At 37.1% G+C, this 19181-nt stretch carries 17 protein-coding genes; 3 read left to right on the forward strand and 14 right to left on the reverse strand.

From position 1 onward, the window contains the following. The first annotated feature begins 33 nt into the window (after nt 1-33). From FJQ98_RS16975 to FJQ98_RS16985, 3 genes are all read left to right on the forward strand, one after another. Nucleotides 34-795, forward strand: coding sequence for a TerC family protein (locus FJQ98_RS16975; RefSeq protein ID WP_053595603.1), 762 nt, complete (start codon nt 34-36; stop codon nt 793-795). A 321-nt stretch (nt 796-1116) separates the two neighbouring features. Further along, entirely contained in the window at nt 1117-1752 is a 636-nt protein-coding gene (locus FJQ98_RS16980) for a Bax inhibitor-1/YccA family protein (protein ID WP_053595602.1), read from the forward strand. An 83-nt stretch (nt 1753-1835) separates the two neighbouring features. Continuing rightward, nucleotides 1836-2345 carry a ferritin gene (locus FJQ98_RS16985; RefSeq protein ID WP_053595601.1) on the forward strand — a complete coding sequence of 170 codons (510 nt, stop codon included), beginning with the start codon at nt 1836-1838 and terminating at the stop codon, nt 2343-2345. Between the two features lie 49 nt (nt 2346-2394). On the opposite strand, the gene FJQ98_RS16990 is transcribed toward FJQ98_RS16985, so the two are convergent. The 14 genes from FJQ98_RS16990 to ilvB all read right to left on the reverse strand — a co-directional run bounded on the left by FJQ98_RS16990 (nt 2395) and on the right by ilvB (nt 18895). After that, on the reverse strand, nt 2395-3702 hold the full coding sequence (locus FJQ98_RS16990) for a DUF4179 domain-containing protein (protein ID WP_053595600.1): 1308 nt from the start codon (nt 3700-3702) through the stop codon (nt 2395-2397). Then, a complete protein-coding gene (locus FJQ98_RS16995; RefSeq protein ID WP_246494229.1) occupies nt 3703-4218 on the reverse strand; it encodes a sigma-70 family RNA polymerase sigma factor in 516 nt (171 codons plus the stop codon). A gap of 138 nt (nt 4219-4356) precedes the next feature. Further along, nucleotides 4357-6210 carry a dynamin family protein gene (locus FJQ98_RS17000; RefSeq protein WP_053595598.1) on the reverse strand — a complete coding sequence of 618 codons (1854 nt, stop codon included), beginning with the start codon at nt 6208-6210 and terminating at the stop codon, nt 4357-4359. Nucleotides 6211-6462: 252 nt separating this feature from the next. Then, nucleotides 6463-7344 carry a ribokinase gene (rbsK, locus tag FJQ98_RS17005; protein ID WP_053595597.1) on the reverse strand — a complete coding sequence of 294 codons (882 nt, stop codon included), beginning with the start codon at nt 7342-7344 and terminating at the stop codon, nt 6463-6465. 162 nt (nt 7345-7506) lie between these two features. Beyond that, nucleotides 7507-7677 carry a hypothetical protein gene (locus FJQ98_RS17010; RefSeq protein ID WP_198926907.1) on the reverse strand — a complete coding sequence of 57 codons (171 nt, stop codon included), beginning with the start codon at nt 7675-7677 and terminating at the stop codon, nt 7507-7509. Next, nucleotides 7674-8885 carry an MFS transporter gene (locus tag FJQ98_RS17015; protein WP_053595596.1) on the reverse strand — a complete coding sequence of 404 codons (1212 nt, stop codon included), beginning with the start codon at nt 8883-8885 and terminating at the stop codon, nt 7674-7676. The genes FJQ98_RS17010 and FJQ98_RS17015 overlap by 4 nt, the downstream gene beginning before the upstream one ends. Before the next feature lie 14 nt (nt 8886-8899). Continuing rightward, nucleotides 8900-10171 (reverse strand): helix-turn-helix domain-containing protein, encoded by a 1272-nt coding sequence (locus FJQ98_RS17020; RefSeq protein WP_053595595.1) that lies wholly within the window; start codon nt 10169-10171, stop codon nt 8900-8902. Between the two features lie 434 nt (nt 10172-10605). After that, complete coding sequence (gene leuD / locus FJQ98_RS17025; protein ID WP_053595593.1) at nt 10606-11196, reverse strand: 3-isopropylmalate dehydratase small subunit; 591 nt, start codon at nt 11194-11196, stop codon at nt 10606-10608. Between the two features lie 30 nt (nt 11197-11226). Next, the gene (gene leuC, locus FJQ98_RS17030) at nt 11227-12636 is read right to left on the reverse strand and encodes a 3-isopropylmalate dehydratase large subunit (protein WP_053595592.1); all 1410 of its coding nucleotides are present in this window, start codon (nt 12634-12636) and stop codon (nt 11227-11229) included. Between the two features lie 16 nt (nt 12637-12652). Beyond that, complete coding sequence (gene leuB / locus FJQ98_RS17035; RefSeq protein ID WP_053595591.1) at nt 12653-13753, reverse strand: 3-isopropylmalate dehydrogenase; 1101 nt, start codon at nt 13751-13753, stop codon at nt 12653-12655. Between the two features lie 201 nt (nt 13754-13954). Then, nucleotides 13955-15493: a 2-isopropylmalate synthase gene (locus FJQ98_RS17040; RefSeq protein WP_053595590.1), complete on the reverse strand. Its 1539-nt coding sequence runs from the start codon at nt 15491-15493 to the stop codon at nt 13955-13957. Further along, nucleotides 15480-16514: a ketol-acid reductoisomerase gene (gene ilvC / locus FJQ98_RS17045; protein WP_053595589.1), complete on the reverse strand. Its 1035-nt coding sequence runs from the start codon at nt 16512-16514 to the stop codon at nt 15480-15482. The genes FJQ98_RS17040 and ilvC overlap by 14 nt, the downstream gene beginning before the upstream one ends. A gap of 102 nt (nt 16515-16616) precedes the next feature. Then, nucleotides 16617-17132, reverse strand: a complete 516-nt coding sequence (gene ilvN / locus FJQ98_RS17050; protein WP_053595588.1) for an acetolactate synthase small subunit — start codon at nt 17130-17132, stop codon at nt 16617-16619. Further along, a complete protein-coding gene (ilvB, locus tag FJQ98_RS17055; RefSeq protein WP_053595587.1) occupies nt 17129-18895 on the reverse strand; it encodes a biosynthetic-type acetolactate synthase large subunit in 1767 nt (588 codons plus the stop codon). Before ilvB ends, ilvN begins: the two co-directional genes overlap by 4 nt. Between the last annotated feature and the right edge of the window lie 286 nt (nt 18896-19181).

Here is a 19181-nt window from a genome sequence, read left to right on the forward strand (position 1 = left end):
ATTTCTGTTCCAATTATAAAGGAGGAAATAAATTTGGAGGCAATTTTACTAGAATACGCATGGGTACTCGTCGTATTAATTGTACTAGAAGGATTATTAGCTGCCGATAACGCCGTCGTTATGGCCGTTATGGTTAAACATTTACCAAAGGCACAACAGCAAAAAGCACTATTATATGGATTAGTGGGAGCATTCATTTTCCGCTTTGCTGCACTATTTCTTATTACAACACTTGTTAATTTTTGGCAAATCCAAGCTCTAGGTGCTGCCTATTTATTATTCATGTCAGTTAAGCATATTTATGATTCGCGAAAAGCCGCCCAAAATCCCGAGGCAATTCAAGAGTCTAACAAGCAATCAGGCTTCTGGATGACAGTAATGAAAGTAGAGCTTGCAGACATTGCCTTTGCGGTAGATTCAATTTTAGCAGCTGTCGCCATTGCCGTTACGCTACCTCATATCGGAAATTTTGATGTTGGCGGCATTAATGTTGGTCAATTCTCAGTGATGTTCCTAGGCGGGATTATCGGTGTTATTATGATGCGTTTTGCGGCTCGTTGGTTCGTGAAAGTTCTCGATAAATTCCCATCACTTGAAACAGCTGCCTTCCTAATCGTTGGCTGGGTTGGTGTAAAGCTGGCTGTTCTAACACTAGCTCATGAAAAACTAGGTATAATTCCACATGAGTTTCCACACTCAACAATATGGAAGGCTATCTTCTGGATTGTCTTAATCGGCATCGCCCTTGGTGGTTATTTAGTTGGTGTGAAAAACCAACGGAAAAATGCAAAATGATACGTAAAAAAATTCGCCTGGTCATACATCCTGGCGAATTTTTTAGTTCTATAATATTTGTTCGTACAAGAATGCCCGATAGCCCTACCAAAAGATCACACAATGTTTATGTCACCAAAATAAGGAGGCTTGGCAGTCTATCGGCGGAAAGGAAAGTGTATTCCCCAGAATGCTTTGGGAAGATTCACAGTACCTCGCCTTACTTGATTTCAAACTAAATTTGTGGATTATGGTGATGAACCAAATTTTTCAATAGTTGAATCTTTTTAGAAATTAATTCGTATAGTAAGTATATTTTACAAAAGAAAGGGATTCTTTAACATGGCGTATGCTAACCGCAATCAAAACTTAAATAAAATTTTGAAACACTTTGCTTTTATGTGGGTATTGACAGTTATCGGAATGTACATAGCAACATTATTACCTCCTGCAATTGTCATGCCGCTATCCATTATTACTATTGTACTTCTTATCATTGCCTGCTTTGTGCGAAGGGTGAAACTTGCTAATTCCATTATGTATACAATCCCCTTTTTAATGGGAATTTTACTATTTTGGACAACACAATTTTACATTACGGAGCTAGGGCAACAGCTTGTTTTACTTGTTTTCGTAGCGACCGTAGCCATTTTCATTGTACTAGCACTGATTGGTATGATGATGAATAAAGACATTTCCAATTGGGGAAGCTATTTATTCACTGTATTAATCGTCGTAATTGTATTTTCGCTAATATTTATGTTTTTCCCTGTTAGCAATATGGTAGGTCTGATTATAGCAGGAATTACCGTGCTATTATTTAGCCTATATACTGTGTATGACTTTAATCAAATTAGACATAATCATGTTTCAGATGCTGAGGTCGTTGGAATGGCATTAAATCTTTACTTAGATTTTATTAATTTATTTACGAATCTTTTAGAAGTAATTTGGCGTTTAAAAAATGCATTTGATTAAAAAACGTAATTGAGAACCAATATCACTTATTGTATACTATAAGAGAAGCAGCAGGTATTTACTACAAAGGGAGGAAAACTTTTATGTTATCTGAAAAACTACACACAGCACTAAATGACCAAATGAATTTTGAATTTTACTCAGCACATGCCTATATGGCAATGGCAGCATATTGCACAGATCAAGATTATGATGGCTTTGCCAACTTCTTCTTAGTACAGGCTGAAGAAGAGCGCTTCCATGCGATGAAATTTTATAATTTCCTAAGTGATATGGGCTACCGCGCAACAATCCATGGCTTTGATAGCCCAGATAATCATTTCGAGTCTATTTTACATGCCTTCAAAACAGCCCTTTCACACGAGAAAGAAGTGACTCGCCGTATTTATAATTTATCGGACATCGCTTTAGATGAACGCGAGCACGCGACAATGGCTTTCTTAAAATGGTTCATTGATGAGCAAGTGGAAGAAGAATCAACGTTCGATACATTAATCCGTAAAATTGAACGCATCGAAAATGACTCCAACGCAATCTTTATGCTTGACGCTGAATTAGCGGGTCGTACATTTACACCTGATGCCGAAGCATAAAATTTGATTTCAATAAAAAAGAATCTGTAATAAGCAGATTCTTTTTTTTCTATTTCAAAGGAATTTCAACTGTTTGAGTTCCCTCTAAAAGATTTTCATAATGTGAGAAATAGATGCGAACTGGATTGACAACTCCAATTAGGTCATATGTTTCTGTTTGTTCAATCACATATTCATCGGGTCTATAGTGACTTCCTGAATTACTGTAAACAGTTTCGCCATTTGCATCTATTGCTGTACCAAGTAAACTGATATTTTTATTTTTATAAGAAGTTGGAACATTTATTGTTACCATTTGCTTGTTAACTTGAACCTCTAAGCCTGGGAGAGGTGGTTTGGATAGTACTTTCATTTGCTTAAAATCTACATCTATAAAATCCTGACCTTTTGGCAATGCTTTTACTTTACCAATGGATAAGGTCAACTTTTTGGGTTCCCTAAAATAGTTACTTTGCATAAAGAGTGTTTCTTCTCCATCCATTAACGTCCCTGTAGATACCAAACCATTACTGATTGTCGTCCACTCTTCCCCCTTTTCATCCAATAGACGAATATCATCAAATCCTAAAATGCGCATATCATTATGTGGATCAAGAGCGATTGTAATTCCTGTACGAAGTGGAGAAATGGAGACGGACTTGACGGTAATATGCTGACCTTCAAAGCTTAGTTTTTCATTCAATTGATAGGTTTTCGTTTTCGCAATCGACTTTTTAAGTGAAAATGGCATCGTAAATTCTGTTTGTTTTTCATCAGCAAATTGCAGATATAACTCAAATTCGGCATTGTCGTAATTTATAGGATCCTTAAATATAGCCTCAAGATTTTCTTCAATCAAAGATGTTTCCTTCGCACGATACCAGCTGTAACTTATTCCAGCAGGTAATACTTCTCCATTTAGACGGAGCTCTATTTCCTTGATTTCTAAATCCCGAACATCAAACGGTGCAGAAAATGTATAAGGTAAAATCATACCTGTTTCATCTGCAATAACTCCTTGAAGTGTAAATGATAATCCATTTTTCGTTTGGGACAATCCTAGTTCCTCGTAATAGTTATTATGGAGTATATCTTTGACACCTTTATCGTCCGTGATCATCTGAACAAGAGGAGCAAAACCTGGGATTTTTGCGATGGCACTAGCTAAAGCTGGAGATATACGAATCGACATTACAAATATCAACAGTAATGCACAAGTAACAGCAATACCTTTCCATGTACGTTGTCGATTTCGCTTTTCTTTTCGGAAGTGCATGACACTTTTTATGCGCGACTCCTCTAATTGCTCATGCGGAATGTCAATTTGCTCCAGCTCTTTGACAAATGTATCATAGTCATGCTTTTCTACCTGTTTCATCTATATCTCCCCCTTCATAAAATATAGTTTTAGCTTTTTCAAGGCCGCATGTAATCTCGACTTCACTGTTCCTTCTGGAATATTTTGCAGTGCAGCAATATCTTGATTTTTATAGTCTTGAAAATATTTTAGAAAAATAAGCTCTTGCTGCTCCCTTGGAAGCCTTGTAATGATATCTGTCAATTCAAAACGCTCGTGATTCAATGCAGTATCACCGATTTCTATGTCTTCCTGTAAATCCAGACGCATGCTTTTTTCCCGCATGTCATGACAAATATTGAGTAAAATTCGGACAAGCCACGTACCAAAATAAGCGGGTTCTTTTACGGTATGTATCTTTTTTAAGCAGCGGTATGTTGCTTCTTGCACCGCTTCAATGGCATCATGTTCATTTTTTAAATACGCATAAGCCGTCCGATACATAGTATTTTCGTATATTTGTAGCACTTGTAAAAATGCTGTTTCATCACCAGCCATCGCACGTTTTACTAGCGTTACTTCATTCAAAAAGCTCACCTCTTTCCTTACTCATCTATCTATTAGACAGCAAGGAGGATCATTTCGTTCAATAATTATTATAATTGCAGAAGGATTCATGCCAAAATAAATGTCCTAAAAGGAAAATTACACTTTTAGGACATTGTTTTTTTATTATTATTCTTTATTGTATTGTATATCTAATTTTTTAGGGATTTCTGGTATATCATTTGATTTTACATCTGTTTCTGTTAATGCTAAAGGATGTAACAGATATTTTTCTTCAACCTCAAAAGGAATGGCTTTGTTGTCCATTTTATTATTCATTTGGCTACGAGCAAGTAAACCATTGTTCGATAAATCGATGTTCAATATGCTGTCGATCGTTTCTTTAAGCATTTCTATATCTTTCTCTTTAAGAGGCATTTTGTCATCCAATAAAAACGGTTGGATACTTTCTTTTATGTATCCTTGTGCTTCGATTAAACATGAAAACTCATTTAATTTTGCTGCATATAATTTTAATTGGCGCTTTTCTTTTTCACGCTGATCATTGAGCTCTCGAACCTTCTCTTCAATGCGAGTTAAGCGTATTTTCGCTAACTCTGTGAGATGGCTTTGAATCGAATGAATATACTGTAGCATTTCTACTTCCGCTTCTTGCACTTTCTCAAATTGTGCAATACATAGTATTTGCTGCTCATTTAACTTATTGACACGTTCCTTGAAAAATTCATTTTGTGTATGGTGACCAAAAATTGCTTTCATTAGCCCTTTACCATGAATTTTTTTATGTTGTGCGTCCAATCGTTCATATTCACGTATATATTCACTATGCATATTTCGATATTCACGTAACATTTGCTGATAGCTGATCGCCTTTTCAGTAAAACTTTCTACGATTTCATCTTGTAAATAATCATTTTGCTCTATTGTTTGCAATAGTTGATACAGCGTTTGAACTTTTTTAAATACATTAGCCACCTGTTCATACTCTTGCTCATATTCAGTTACAATTGCTAAATCCCGTTGATAGCGTGAAAACTCATATTGCGTGTCGACAGCATATTTTTCAATGTTCTCAACAGCAGATTGGAATGGGTCACGTTGTGGAATAATCGTTAATTCGAAGCGGAATCGTTCTAGCCATTGCAAGAAGCGAATTAAAATGGCGTACGTTTTCTTATCACTATTTTCAGCAACTCGATGAATTTCTGTAATTAAATGCTCATACTGACTTTTTTGCCAAAGCTCATCATTGTTAGTCTGCTTAGCTTCAAGTGCTTCTGTTGCAGAGATAGCGACAAAATCACTTATTAAATGTCCAATTCGTTCCCTCTCAGTATTGATATACGTCTCTGTATTTTCATTTGAATCAATGGCATTGATGACACAAAGAGGTTCTACACCTTTGTTTTTTAACGTTTCCATCAATAATATTTCTGGATGAATAGCCATTGAACCTGAGCGTAATACCCAAAAGATTTCGTCAACACGGTTCATCAATGATTCTGGGAAGTAGGCCATTTCTCCTCCCCCAGCTTCCAATGAAACTGAATCAATGATTGTAACTGACTTTAATAAATCATTTTTCAAATATACTTCCAAGTAATCTAAATGTTCGCGTAGTATTTGAGATGCAAAAGTATCGCCCGTTGTTAATAATTCTAGCTTAGTCATATCGAATATCGCTACAACGCCATCTAAAAAATACGCCTTTATTTCTTCATGATCACCATATCGCAAGAATGTATTTACCCCTGTCGGATGCTGATCACTAATAGGCAAAACTTGACGACCTAAAAGTCCATTAACAAGGGTTGTTTTTCCAACACGTTCTTTCCCAACAATAAGAATCATCGTTTCGTTGTTAGCATCTTGAATGATACGATTTAAGTGTTTAGCTGTATCTTTTACATATGTATTTTGTCCAATAATGCCATGCAATTGTCGTAAATAATCAACAAGCTGTGGCAAAATATTATTCGCTGAGGCTGTATATTCGATTGGCACATTATCAATATTTGTCATCCCCAAAACCTCTTTTCGTATGTATCTAAAGTTATTATAAATGAAAATATTCCCTTATTAATACATAGTACTAAAAAATAACGACAAATAAGGATAAAATACTTACTTTCAGTTGTCACAAATAGGCAATCATTCTTATTCTAAAATACCTTCCATCTCAGATATTATTCCCCACTCAGACTAAAAGAAATATTCTCTATTAAAATTTATTAACAATTGATAGAAAATTATCTTGCTCTTTCTTATTAATTTTTATTCTCCAACCCCAGCCATGCGTCCGTAAACCGATCCAAGTGTTGGCATTCCACCTTGTGCACTGAATTTCTCCACTGATAAAGAAGCTGCAATATTTGCAAAATACACTGCCTGATCCAAAGATTGCCCTTCTATTAATGCAAAAGCGAGTGCACCGTTAAACGTATCGCCTGCACCTGTTGTATCTACTACTTTCGTCATATAGCCTGGAACATGAATAGGATATTCACCATCAAAGTAACGTGCTCCATCACTACCTAGCGTAATAATCATCTTATTAGGATATTTTTCTAATACTTGATCAAAATCATCTCCAAAAATTTCTGCACACTCTGTTTCATTTGGCGTGATATATGTGATATCCTCCATCCATTGCACATCAAAATTAGTCGCTGGTGCTGGATTTAATAACACAGGTACATTCGCCTCTTTACATAGTTTTATTGCATAAGCAGTCGTTTCAGTTGGGATTTCTAGCTGCATAATTACCATCTGACTTTTCTGAATGATTTCCTTCGCGGCCTCTATATGTGCAGGCTTTAATTCATAATTAGCCCCTGGTACTACTATGATACGGTTATCGTTATTGTAGATTAGAATATTAGCAATTCCAGTAGGTACCGATGTGCTCGTAATCGCTCCGGTTTGAATATGCTCTTGCTGTAAAACAGTACGCAATGTTTCACCAAAACTATCTGAGCCCACACAGCCAATCATTGCGACTTCACTTCCAAGACGTGCAGCAGCAACTGCCTGATTGGCTCCTTTTCCTCCTGGAATTGTTTGAAATTCTTTACCAAGGATAGTTTCTCCCTGCTTTGGAAAAACTCCCATTTGTACAGCTAAATCCATATTTATGCTACCTATAACTGTAATCATCTTTTTACCTACTTTCCTTCTTATTTTTCCATTCTAACCGAGAAAACTGTGGAAAGACAGAATCATTTACATTTGATTATTATGCATGAAGTCAAGGAACTACACTATCAAACTTGTTGCATGATGCGTAGCTCATATGGCTACAATCAGAGTGTAGCCCCTTTATAGTTTTCCTAATAAACCTTTCCTTGCCTCTAATTTAATTTTACTATCACAATCTTCACAGGAAAATTTCCCTTTCATATTTTGTTTATACAGTTTATATTTTCTTGTTCCTTCTACAACTTCAAATGTTTTCTTACAAAAAATACAACGAGCCGAATAGCTAATCATAAAGCTTCCTCCTTTAACTCTTTGTGAATTTTTTTGGAATATAGTACAAAATATAATGCTACTGCAAATAAAATACTTATAATACCGAAAATAATTGCAGTCATTTGAAGCGTAAACAATTCTGCAAACAGACCTAAAAATAAAGTAAAAGTAATTTGCATAATATTTTGAAAAATATTTGAAATACCGCCGAATCTCCCCATCATTTCGGGCGGTACACTTTGCTGATAAAATGTTTCATAACCAGTATTACTAAATGCCATAAAAAAGCCTAGAAAAACAAAACTTACAAATGCCCATATACTTGATGTCGAAGCATAAAAGGCAGTATAAAACAGCATTGTTAAGAACAATCCAAAAGCCATATAAGATCGAGTGGACCATTTTTTGGCGAAGCTTGCGGCAACCATTCCACCTAAAATTGCTCCTGCTCCTGCAGTACTCATAAATGCTCCATATAAGCTATCGGATAAAGCTAAATCTTGTTTTATAAATGTTGCTTCTTGAGAATCAAGCGCAAATGCAATCATTAACGCACATTGGAACAATAGATAAATCGTTATAAATAATGGATTTTGTCGGATGAAAGCTACTACAGTTAGATAATCACTTTTTAACGTTTGCCAAGTTAAACGTTGTCGCGAACTTTCCCTCACATCATCTACATCAGGTAATAAGTAAATGATTATTGCACAAACAAAAAATGTAAAGCTATTGAACCAAATCGTCACTGTAGTATTAAATAGCATGATGAGTAGACCTGCTAGTGCTGGACCTACTAAAAACGAACCTGAATTGAATGTACCAAGTATTGCGTTGAATCGTTGTCTATCTTCTGAGGGAACAAATTTTGTAATATAATATGTACTACTAGGTCCGAAGAAGCTACTCGCTATATTCGCTAAAAATAATAGAGCATAGATTAGCCAAATAGATTCCATAAACGGCATACAAAAAACGATAATACCTCGTATAATATCAGATGTAATCATCAACTTGCGTTTATTCATACGATCAATGAAGGAGCCTGCTACCAAGTTTGTTAAAACTCTTGCTATAGGCCCGACAATAAAGATCCCAGCCATTGCTGCAGGCGACTGTGTTAAATGCCATACAAATAAATTAAGCGCTACAAGGTAAATCCAGTTTCCTAAATTGGAAAAGCCTAAACCCCCAATTAACAAACTGTATTTTCGAATGATTTTCATTATAGCTTCCCCCTTCAACTCATTATTGTTCGAACCTTTTCACTTGCCACAAATGCTTTTTCATAACAATTGCTTGCTTGTTTATACACAAGAAGAGCTTTATAAAGCTCAGCAAATAATGGTGCATAAAATAAAGTTAAAGAGTAATATTTTTGTTGTTCAAAATAACATAATGTTCTTTCTTCTAACACTTTTAATGACGACAATTCAATCTTCTCATTGGAGATAAAACAAAGTATTTCAAATTGATATTCTTCGTGCTTCTTTTGAAACGATAAATTTTTATAGCTTTCAATCATTTGTTCCATCTTTTCAAAGTTTCTATAACGATATAAAGTTCGAATATAATTAATAACTGTGAGTGATTGACATTCAAAGGTTAATGCTCTTTCATAATTCTCAATGGCTTGTTCATATAATTCCTGACATTCATAGCAATGCCCTAAATTATTATAAATAGAACTCATTTGAGTAGGTGTTTGTAAATCCACCACATGTTCAACTAAGTCCAAGCTCGCTTCATATTCTTTAATCGATTTTTCAAATTGAAATAACGAATTGAAAATAACCGCTTTCATTAAATACAAATTCAATTGAAATAACGGTGCGTAATGATGAGTAAATACACTACTCGCTGCTTCAACATAATTTAACGCCTCCTGATTTTGATATACTCGGTTATAAGCAAACGCTAAATTATATAGACAATAAGCATACTCGAAATTTTTTCCATTCTTATAATAATGCTCCATGTCAAACTGATGATTCATGTCAATTAGTTCTACATATTGTTCCGTTAGTAAATAATAATTAATGATGGTCAAAATGTACATTTGCGCGATACGATTGGATTCCCATTGAATAAATGGTTTAATTTTTTTTAAAAGCTTTTCGGCTTCCATTATTTTGTTTTCAAAAAGTAAGTAACGACAATGAACAATTTCATATTTAAGTTGTATTTCATCTATATAATCCGTTTTAGGATATTCAATAATTTTTTGACATTCCTTTGAAGTTAATGAACGATGACTAATAATTTTCTCCCAAATCATCTCCAATTGTTCATTTAATTGTTCTTGGCCCTCTATATGTTGCTGTAAATCTATCTTTAATCGTTGTAGCAACAATTGATAAATTGCTTTATCGGCAATCACAAGACCGTTTTCAATTCGGCTCAAATACGAAGATGTACAAATTCCAATGGCCAGATCATCTTGTTTAATCTTCTGTTTTTTTCGGTGATGTTTAATTAACTGACCAAGATTTCTAGAAAAGATTTCATTCATTATCCCCACCTCTAATAATATATTATCAAAATTTTGCATCAATTTATTGTGTATTTTTACAAAAAATACACAATTGAATAACTAAAATTTAAAATCACATACACAAGAAAACCTTATTATTATCGGTACCATGTGAAACTGGTAAGGACTTAGGAATTTACCAATCCAGGAATTCTTCTCTTCCACTTGTGCATTTTACATTTCTACCTGAGCATTGCTCCCTTCAGTTTCAGTGTGATTCGTTTTTTATGAAAGAACATCCGACAAGCGCTGGAGAGTCGGAGGCTTTGGGCCAACCGTTGTTTTTTGCTTTCGCTACATAAGACATTTGTAGCTGACGCTTTGCTTTCGCTACATAAGACATTTGCTGAATGAAAATAAAAAAACTGAAGACAACAAATTTTGTCTTCAGTCTAAAGAAGTCGCTTGATCTATTAAAATGCAATACGTTTTTCTTCGTAAGCAGCGATTTGTTCTTCGTATTTAATTGTTAGAGCAATTTCATCCAAACCATTTAGTAATGTTTCTTTATAGTAAGGATCGATGCTAAAATTATATACTGCATCATCTTCACCCGTTACTGTTTGTGCTTCAAGATTAACTTCCATCGCGTATGGTTTTTCTAAGCCCTTTTCTAAAATTTCATCACATTCTGCTTCAGTTAGCTTGATAGGTAAAATCCCATTTTTGAAGCAGTTATTATGGAAAATATCTGCAAACGATGGTGCAATCACTACATTGAAGCCGTAATCTAAGATTGCCCATGGTGCATGTTCACGAGAAGAACCACAGCCGAAGTTATCTTGTGCTACTAAAATTTTGGAGTCTTTAAATTCAGGTTTATTTAATACAAAGTCCTTTATTTCATTGCCCTCTGCATCGAAGCGCCAATGGTAAAATAAATACTGACCAAAACCTGTACGCTCAATACGCTTTAAAAACTCTTTAGAAATAATTTGGTCTGTATCAACATTTTTACGATCAAGTGGTGTTATGACACTATTTACAATATTAATTGGTTCCATTTTCAATCATCCCTTCCGTGTAAGTGGAAATTACACAGTTTCCTTTACGAATTCACGAACATCCACAAAGTGACCAGCAATTGCTGCTGCTGCTGCCATTGGCGGTGATACTAAGTGTGTACGAGAACCAGCTCCTTGACGTCCTTCAAAGTTACGGTTTGATGTTGATGCACAGCGTTCGCCCGTTGGTACTACATCATCATTCATTGCTAGACACATTGAGCAACCTGTCTCACGCCATTCAAAGCCAGCATCTGTAAAGATTTTATCTAATCCTTCTGCTTCTGCTTGTTTTTTCGTCGAATAGGAGCCTGGCACAACGATAGCTATTACATTTTCATGTACCTTACGCCCTTCAATGACATTTGCAGCTGCACGTAAATCACTGATGCGTGAATTTGTGCAGGAACCGATAAATACGTGTTGGATATCGATTGAAGTTAATGGTTGACCTTCCTCTAAGCCCATGTAGGCAAGTGCTGTACGAAGAGCAGTTTTATCTGACTCATCCTCATAATCTGCCTGTGTTGGAACATTACTTGAGACACCTGAACCCATTGACGGATTTGTTCCCCAAGTGATGATTGGTTCAATTTCTTCTGCTTGAATGATTCGAACTGTATCATATGTTGCATCTTCATCGGATGCCAAGCTTAACCAATAATCTGCTGCTTCCTCAAACTTTTTTCCTTGTGGTGCATGTTTGCGTCCACGGATATAGTCAACAGTCGTTTGGTCAGGAGAAATAAGTCCTGCCTTTGCACCTGCTTCGATAGACATGTTACAAATTGTCATCCGTTCTTCCATAGAAAGTTTGTGGATAGCTTCTCCAGTGAATTCCACAATATGTCCTGTGCCGACACCAATACCGAATTTAGAAATAATCGCTAGAATAATATCTTTTGCAGCTACACCTACAGGTAGCTCACCCTCTACACGAATTTCCATTGTTTTTGGCTTATTTTGCCATAAAGTCTGAGTTGACAATACATGTTCTACCTCAGATGTACCAATACCGAAGGCAATCGCTCCAAACGCACCATGTGTAGACGTATGGGAGTCACCACAGACAATCGTTTTACCAGGTTGAGTTAAACCTAGCTCTGGTCCAATTACGTGAACAATCCCTTGGTCAGGATGCCCCATTCCTGCAAGCTCAACGCCAAATTCTTCAGCATTTTTAGCCAACGTTTCGATTTGGTTACGTGCAATTGGATCATGAATCGTTGGTAGATTTTTTGTAGGCACGTTATGATCCATTGTCGCAAAGCTTAAATCTGGACGACGCACTTTACGTCCATTCATTCGTAGACCTTCGAAGGCTTGTGGAGAAGTTACTTCATGAATTAAATGGAGATCAATATATAACAGGTCCGGTTTGCCCTCTTCCTGATAAACAATATGTTTACCCCAAATCTTTTCAATTATATTTTTGCCCATTGTCTTCACCTATTTCTTAAATGTATGTTGTCATAATGCTTTCTGAAACAAAGCTTGTATCAATCTCGTTAATTACTTTATCTGTCCATTCATTCGTCGAAAGTATACGACCGCCATCACGTGAAAGATCTGCTGTGAAATAGCCATCATCAAATACTGCACTTACAGCACGTTCGATTTCTGCAGCCTCTTCTTTTAAGCCAAATGAATATTGTAGCATCATGGCCACTGAAAGAATTGTTGCGGCTGGATTTGCAACACCTTGGCCTGCAATTTCTGGAGCTGAGCCATGTACTGGTTCATATAGACCGAAATTATCTCCGCGAATAGATGCAGATGGAAGTACGCCTAAAGAGCCTGTAATAACAGATGCTTCATCACTTAAAATATCCCCAAACATATTTTCAGTAACTACCACATCATAATGACTAGGATTTGTAATTAATTTCATCGCAACTGAGTCTACTAAATTGTGCTCCACTTGCACATCTGGATACTCTTTTTTCTTCGCTTCTACAACTTCGCGCCATAAACGACTTGTTTCAAGTACATTTGCTTTATCAACAGAGCATAATTTGCCTCCACGTAAACGTGCTAATTCAAAGGCATTTTCAACAATACGTTCAACTTCCGCAGTTGAGTAAACAGTTGTATCAATCGCGCCATTCTCAGTACGCATACGTGGTTCCCCGAAGTATACGCCGCCTGTTAATTCACGTACAATCATTAAATCGACGTTTTCGGCTACTTCACGCTTTAATGGTGAAGCATCTAGTAAACTCGGGAATGCCTTTACCGGACGTAGATTTGCGAATAAGTCAAAATGTTTGCGAATGCGTAGCAATCCTTTTTCTGGACGTAATTCAGGTGGATTATTATCCCATTTTGGACCACCAACGGCTCCTAGTATAACTGCGTCACTATTTTCACACATCTCAATTGTTTCATCTGGTAGTGGGTTATTGTGTTGGTCGATGGCAGCGCCTCCGATTGTTGCATAACCTAAATGGAAAGTATGGTTGAATCGCTTACCAATCACCTGTAATACACGTACAGCAGAAGCAACAACCTCTGGCCCTATTCCGTCACCAGGAAGTACTGTAATTTTTTTCTCCATCGTCAAAACACCTTTCTTTGTATAGCGTTGAATCCGCTATTTTAGTAAAGACTCTCACCTCTATTAATAAGTGAGAGTCATCAATTACGTTGTCGCGTAATTGGAATATCTAAAAAATGTCATAGTATAATTGCGTCTGGAATATGAAGTATGCATACAATTCATTCCACTATAATCTGTGACACTACTATAGAGCCTTAATTAACTCACAGGTTGTGCACGAAGGCTTACTTGAATTAAATGACGGTTAATGGCATTTAAATAAGCTTTGGCCGATGCTTCTAAAACATCCTGTGATGAGTTGCGTCCAGTTGTCGATACGTCATCATATCGGATATTAATCACGGCTTCACCTAGTGCATCGCGTCCCTTACCGACAGACTTAACGCGGTAATCAATCACATGAATATCTCCTTGTACAAGTTGCTCAAGCGTATTGAAAATGGCTTCCACCGAGCCTGAACCTGTTGCAACAACTGTCTTCTCTAGGCCCTCTGGCGTTAAAACAATCGCTGTTGCTGTCGGTATATTTTCTGTACCATATTGCACCTGTACCGTCTTTAGTTCGTAGAGTGGAACGTCTTCTATTTGAACTTGTTGTTCTGTAAGAAGAGTTAGTAAATCTTCTTCTGTAATTTCTTTTTTACGGTCAGCCAATTTTTTAAATTCAGTAAATGCTTTGTTTAGTTTTTCATCCGAAAGGTTGAAGCCCAGTGTTTCTGCTCGATCACGGAATGCTGCCCGACCTGAGTGTTTACCAAGAACGAGCGGTACCTCACCTTCACCAATAAGGGCAGGTGAAATAATCTCATACGTTTCTGGATTTTTTAACACACCATCTTGGTGAATACCTGATTCGTGCGCAAATGCGTTTTTACCCACAATAGCTTTATTCGGTTGAATAACCACATTCGTCAATTTACTGACTAATTGAGATGTACGTTTAATTTCTTGCAAATTAATACCTGTTTCTACAGGGTAAATATCGTTACGAATATGAAGGGCTACTGCGATTTCTTCAAGCGCAACATTTCCAGCGCGCTCCCCGATACCGTTAATCGTACCCTCTACTTGTGTGGCACCATTTTCAATGGCTGCAATCGTGTTAGCAGTTGCCATACCTAAGTCATCATGACAATGTGCAGAGAATTTTACTTTTTCAGCACCTTTTACGTTTTCAAGTAGGAATTTAAACAATGCCCCATATTCTTGTGGTGATGCATACCCTACTGTGTCAGGTACATTAATGGTTGTCGCACCAGCCGCAACAACTTCATTCATAATACGCACTAAAAATTCACGGTCTGAGCGGAATGCATCTTCTGCAGACCATTGTACAAGTGGAAAGAATTTTTTCGCATATTTTACAGCTTCAACCGCTTGTTCTACCACTTGATCGGGTGATTTTTTTAGTTTGTATTCCATATGAATTGGAGAAGTTGCTAAGAAAATATGAATATGCGGCTGCTCTGCCACTTTAAGCGCTTCCCACGTTGTGTCAATATCCTTTTGTACACAGCGAGCTAAACCTGTAACGATGGAGTTTTTCACTGTATCTGCAATGCGATTTACCGCATCGAAGTCACCAGGTGACGAAGCAGGAAAACCTGCTTCAATAATTGTCACCCCTAGGCGCTCTAGTTGCTTAGCGATTTCAATTTTCTCTGCTGTGTTTAGATTAATACCAGCAGATTGTTCGCCGTCGCGAAGTGTTGTATCGAAAATATCAATTTTTCGCACTTGTAGCCACTTCTCTCACAACTTTTTCTTTACCTTCATTGATGAATGGCATCATAGCACGTAATTTAGCACCAACTTCTTCGATTTGGTGATTTGCACCAGCTTCTTTGAATTTTGTATAGTCTGGACGACCGTTTTCATTTTCTTGAATCCAACGACGAGCGAATGTACCATCTTGGATATCCGTTAATACATCTTTCATACGAGCTTTTACAGAGTCGTCGATAATGCGTGGTCCTGCAACATAGTCACCCCACTCAGCTGTATCTGATACTGAGTAACGCATTGTTGCCATACCACCTTCAAACATTAGGTCAACAATTAATTTTAATTCGTGAAGCGTTTCAAAGTACGCTAATTCTGGTTGGTAACCAGCTTCTACTAATGTTTCGAAACCTGCTTTTACTAATTGTGTAGCACCACCGCAAAGTACTGCTTGCTCACCGAATAAATCAGTCTCAGTTTCTTCTTTGAATGTTGTTTCAAGTAGACCGCCTCGAGCTGCACCGATTCCTTTACCGTATGCAAGAGCTAAATCTTTTGCTTGACCAGTTGCATCTTGATGAATTGCGAATAAGCCTGGTACACCAGCACCTTCTTGGAATTGACGACGAACTAAGTGTCCTGGACCTTTTGGTGCAACTAAGAATACGTCAACATCTGCTGGGGGTGTAATTTGTCCGAAATGAATGTTAAAGCCGTGTGCAAACATAAGTGCTTTACCTGCTTCAAGATGTGGAGCGATTTCAGCCTCATATACAGCTTTTTGGCGCTCATCTGGAAGTAAAATTTGGATAACATCTGCTTCTTGTGCTGCTTCAGCAACAGTTTTTACATCTAATCCATCCGCTTTTGCTGCATCGAAAGATCCGCCTGGACGAACTCCTACTACTACATCGAATCCTGATTCTTTAAGGTTTAATGCATGTGCGTGACCTTGTGAGCCATAACCGATGATTGCGATTTTTTTCCCTTTTAATACTTCCTCGTTGATGTTTTGATCATAGTACATTGTAGCCATTGTTTGTTTCCTCCTAAATTTGGGTTTGTTTTTTTTCACTTCGGATGCACGTAAACCGACTAAGGGCTATGTATCCAAAGCTTTCAATTTTTTATATGCAAACTATTTTAAAATAGAGAGCTGCGGATTTGAGATTTTTTGTGTATCACGAACAGATGCAGTAGCCCCTGTACGCGTTAATTCTTTAATACCATAAGGTCGAATTAGTTCAATAAAGGCATCAATCTTTTCTGGATGTCCTACTACTTGATAGGTGACAACGTTTTTCGCTGTATCAATTATTTGTGGACGGAATGGTTCGACAATTGAATTCATTTCCAGTCGTAAATTTGGTGGTGAAATTACCTTCACAAGCGCTAACTCGCGTAGCACGATTGATTTGTCTGTAATGTCATTGACCTTTAGCACATCAATTTGCTTTGATAATTGCTTCACTAGCTGTTCAATTTTACGCTCATCCTCAACGTTCACAACAAAAGTCATTTTCGAAAAGTTTGGCTGTTCAGTATGACCAACTGTGATTGATTCAATATTGAATTGACGCTTCATAAGTAAACCTGTTACACGGTTTAAGACACCGCTCTGGTTAATCACTGTTATTGTAATTACTCGTTTCAATTCTTTTTCACCCCAATCATTTCATGTAAGCCTTTGCCTGGTGCTACCATTGGGTACACACATTCAAGCTGTTTAACACGACAATCAATTAACACTGGCTCATCAGAAAGTAGTGCCTCACGGAAAATACTTTCCGCTTCATCGATTGTGTTAATTCGGTAGCCCTTCAGATCATATGCATCAGCTAATTTAACAAAATCTGGTTGGATCGGCATTAATGAAGATGAATAACGCTCCTCATAGAATGTTTCTTGCCATTGGCGTACCATTCCTAGACAGCTGTTATTTAAAATCACTATTTTTACCGGTAAGTTGAATTCTTGTAGTATAGAAAGCTCTTGCGCAGTCATTTGGAATCCTGCATCACCTACAATGGAAACAACTTTTTTGTCTGGCTTCGCAAACTGGGCGCCAATTGCAGCCGGGAAGCCGAAGCCCATCGTACCAAGTCCACCAGACGTTACCCATCCATGATCATTGTTTAAGCGATAATATTGCGCAGCCCACATTTGATGCTGACCAACATCTGTCGTGACAATTGCGTCACCTTCTGTAATTTTATGCACAAGCTCCAATGCTTCCTGCGGTAAAATTTCTTTGTCCCCATGCTCCTTGCTGTACCATAATGGATATTCATTTATATGATTATTTAAGTATGCTAGCCATTCTGTTGTATCTGGACCCTCAAAGCCTTTTTTCAATAAAGCTTTTAATGCTTCTTTGGCATCTGCAACAATTGGAATATCTGTCGGAACATTTTTTCCAATTTCTGCTGGATCAATATCGATGTGTACGATTGTTGCATTTGGAGCAAATGTTGCTAAATTACCAGTTAAACGGTCATCAAAACGAGCACCGATATTCAATAATAAATCGGATTTTGTAATAGCTGTATTCGCTGTTACAGTTCCATGCATTCCTGCCATACCGAGGAATAATTCATGTTCTCCATGGATTGAACCAAGCCCTAATAACGTATTTGTTACTGGGATACGGTATTTTTCAGCAAATGCTGTTAATTCTTCTTTGGCATCTGCAAAGAGTACTCCAGCACCAGCTAAAATTAGTGGATTTTTGGCCAATGAAATCGCCTGAATGGCCTTTTGAATTTGTAAATAGTTCGGTTTGTATGTTGGCTGATAACCTGGTAAATATATTTCTTCAGGAGCTTGTGGTGGATTCTCTACATCAAATAACATTTGAGAAACGTTTTTCGGGAAATCCACTACAACAGGGCCCTTTCGACCAGTGCTCGCAATATGGAAAGCTTCTTTAACAATCCGCGGAATATCATTTACATCCTGCACCTGATAATTATGCTTCGTGATTGGTGTCGTAATTCCCATGATGTCCGCTTCTTGGAAAGCATCTGTACCAATCACAGATGTTGCAACTTGACCAGTGAAAACAACTAATGGAATTGAATCAATCATCGCATCAGCAATACCCGTTACAAGGTTTGTTGCTCCTGGACCACTTGTTGCAATAACAACACCTGGTTTACCAGAAACACGTGCGTAACCTTCTGCTGCATGGATTGCACCTTGTTCATGTCTTGTTAAAATATGACGTAGCGGATTTTTATACATTGCATCATAGATTGGTAGTACCGCCCCACCTGGGTAACCAAAAATAATCTCGACACCTTGATCATGCAATGCTTGCACTAAAACGTCAGCACCATCTTTCGCTTGATAGGTTTGTTCAGCTTTTACTGTTGTTGCTAATTCTTCTTTTTCATTGATAGAAACATTCGCACTCATCAAATATGCCTCCTTCTTATCATTCAATTTCACATTAGCGATGCGCATCATTGAAGTATTACAGCTAGATGTCTCCTTGTGAAGAGACTCTTGCTAGCATCGTTAAAATAATAAAAAGCCTTTTTCTCCACACGCAAAGAACTACCTTACGTAGGGATGAAAAAGACTTTCCATGGTACCACCCTTTTTTATAGCAAATAATTGCTACCTCGTGAATAAATGTAAGCATCTATGAACCAATGCGAAAAAATTCGCATCCAATACGGTGTCATAAATCATTTATTCA

The sequence above is a fragment of the Lysinibacillus agricola genome (genome assembly GCF_016638705.1).
In the GTDB taxonomy this organism is placed as follows: Bacteria; Bacillota; Bacilli; order Bacillales_A; family Planococcaceae; genus Lysinibacillus; species Lysinibacillus agricola.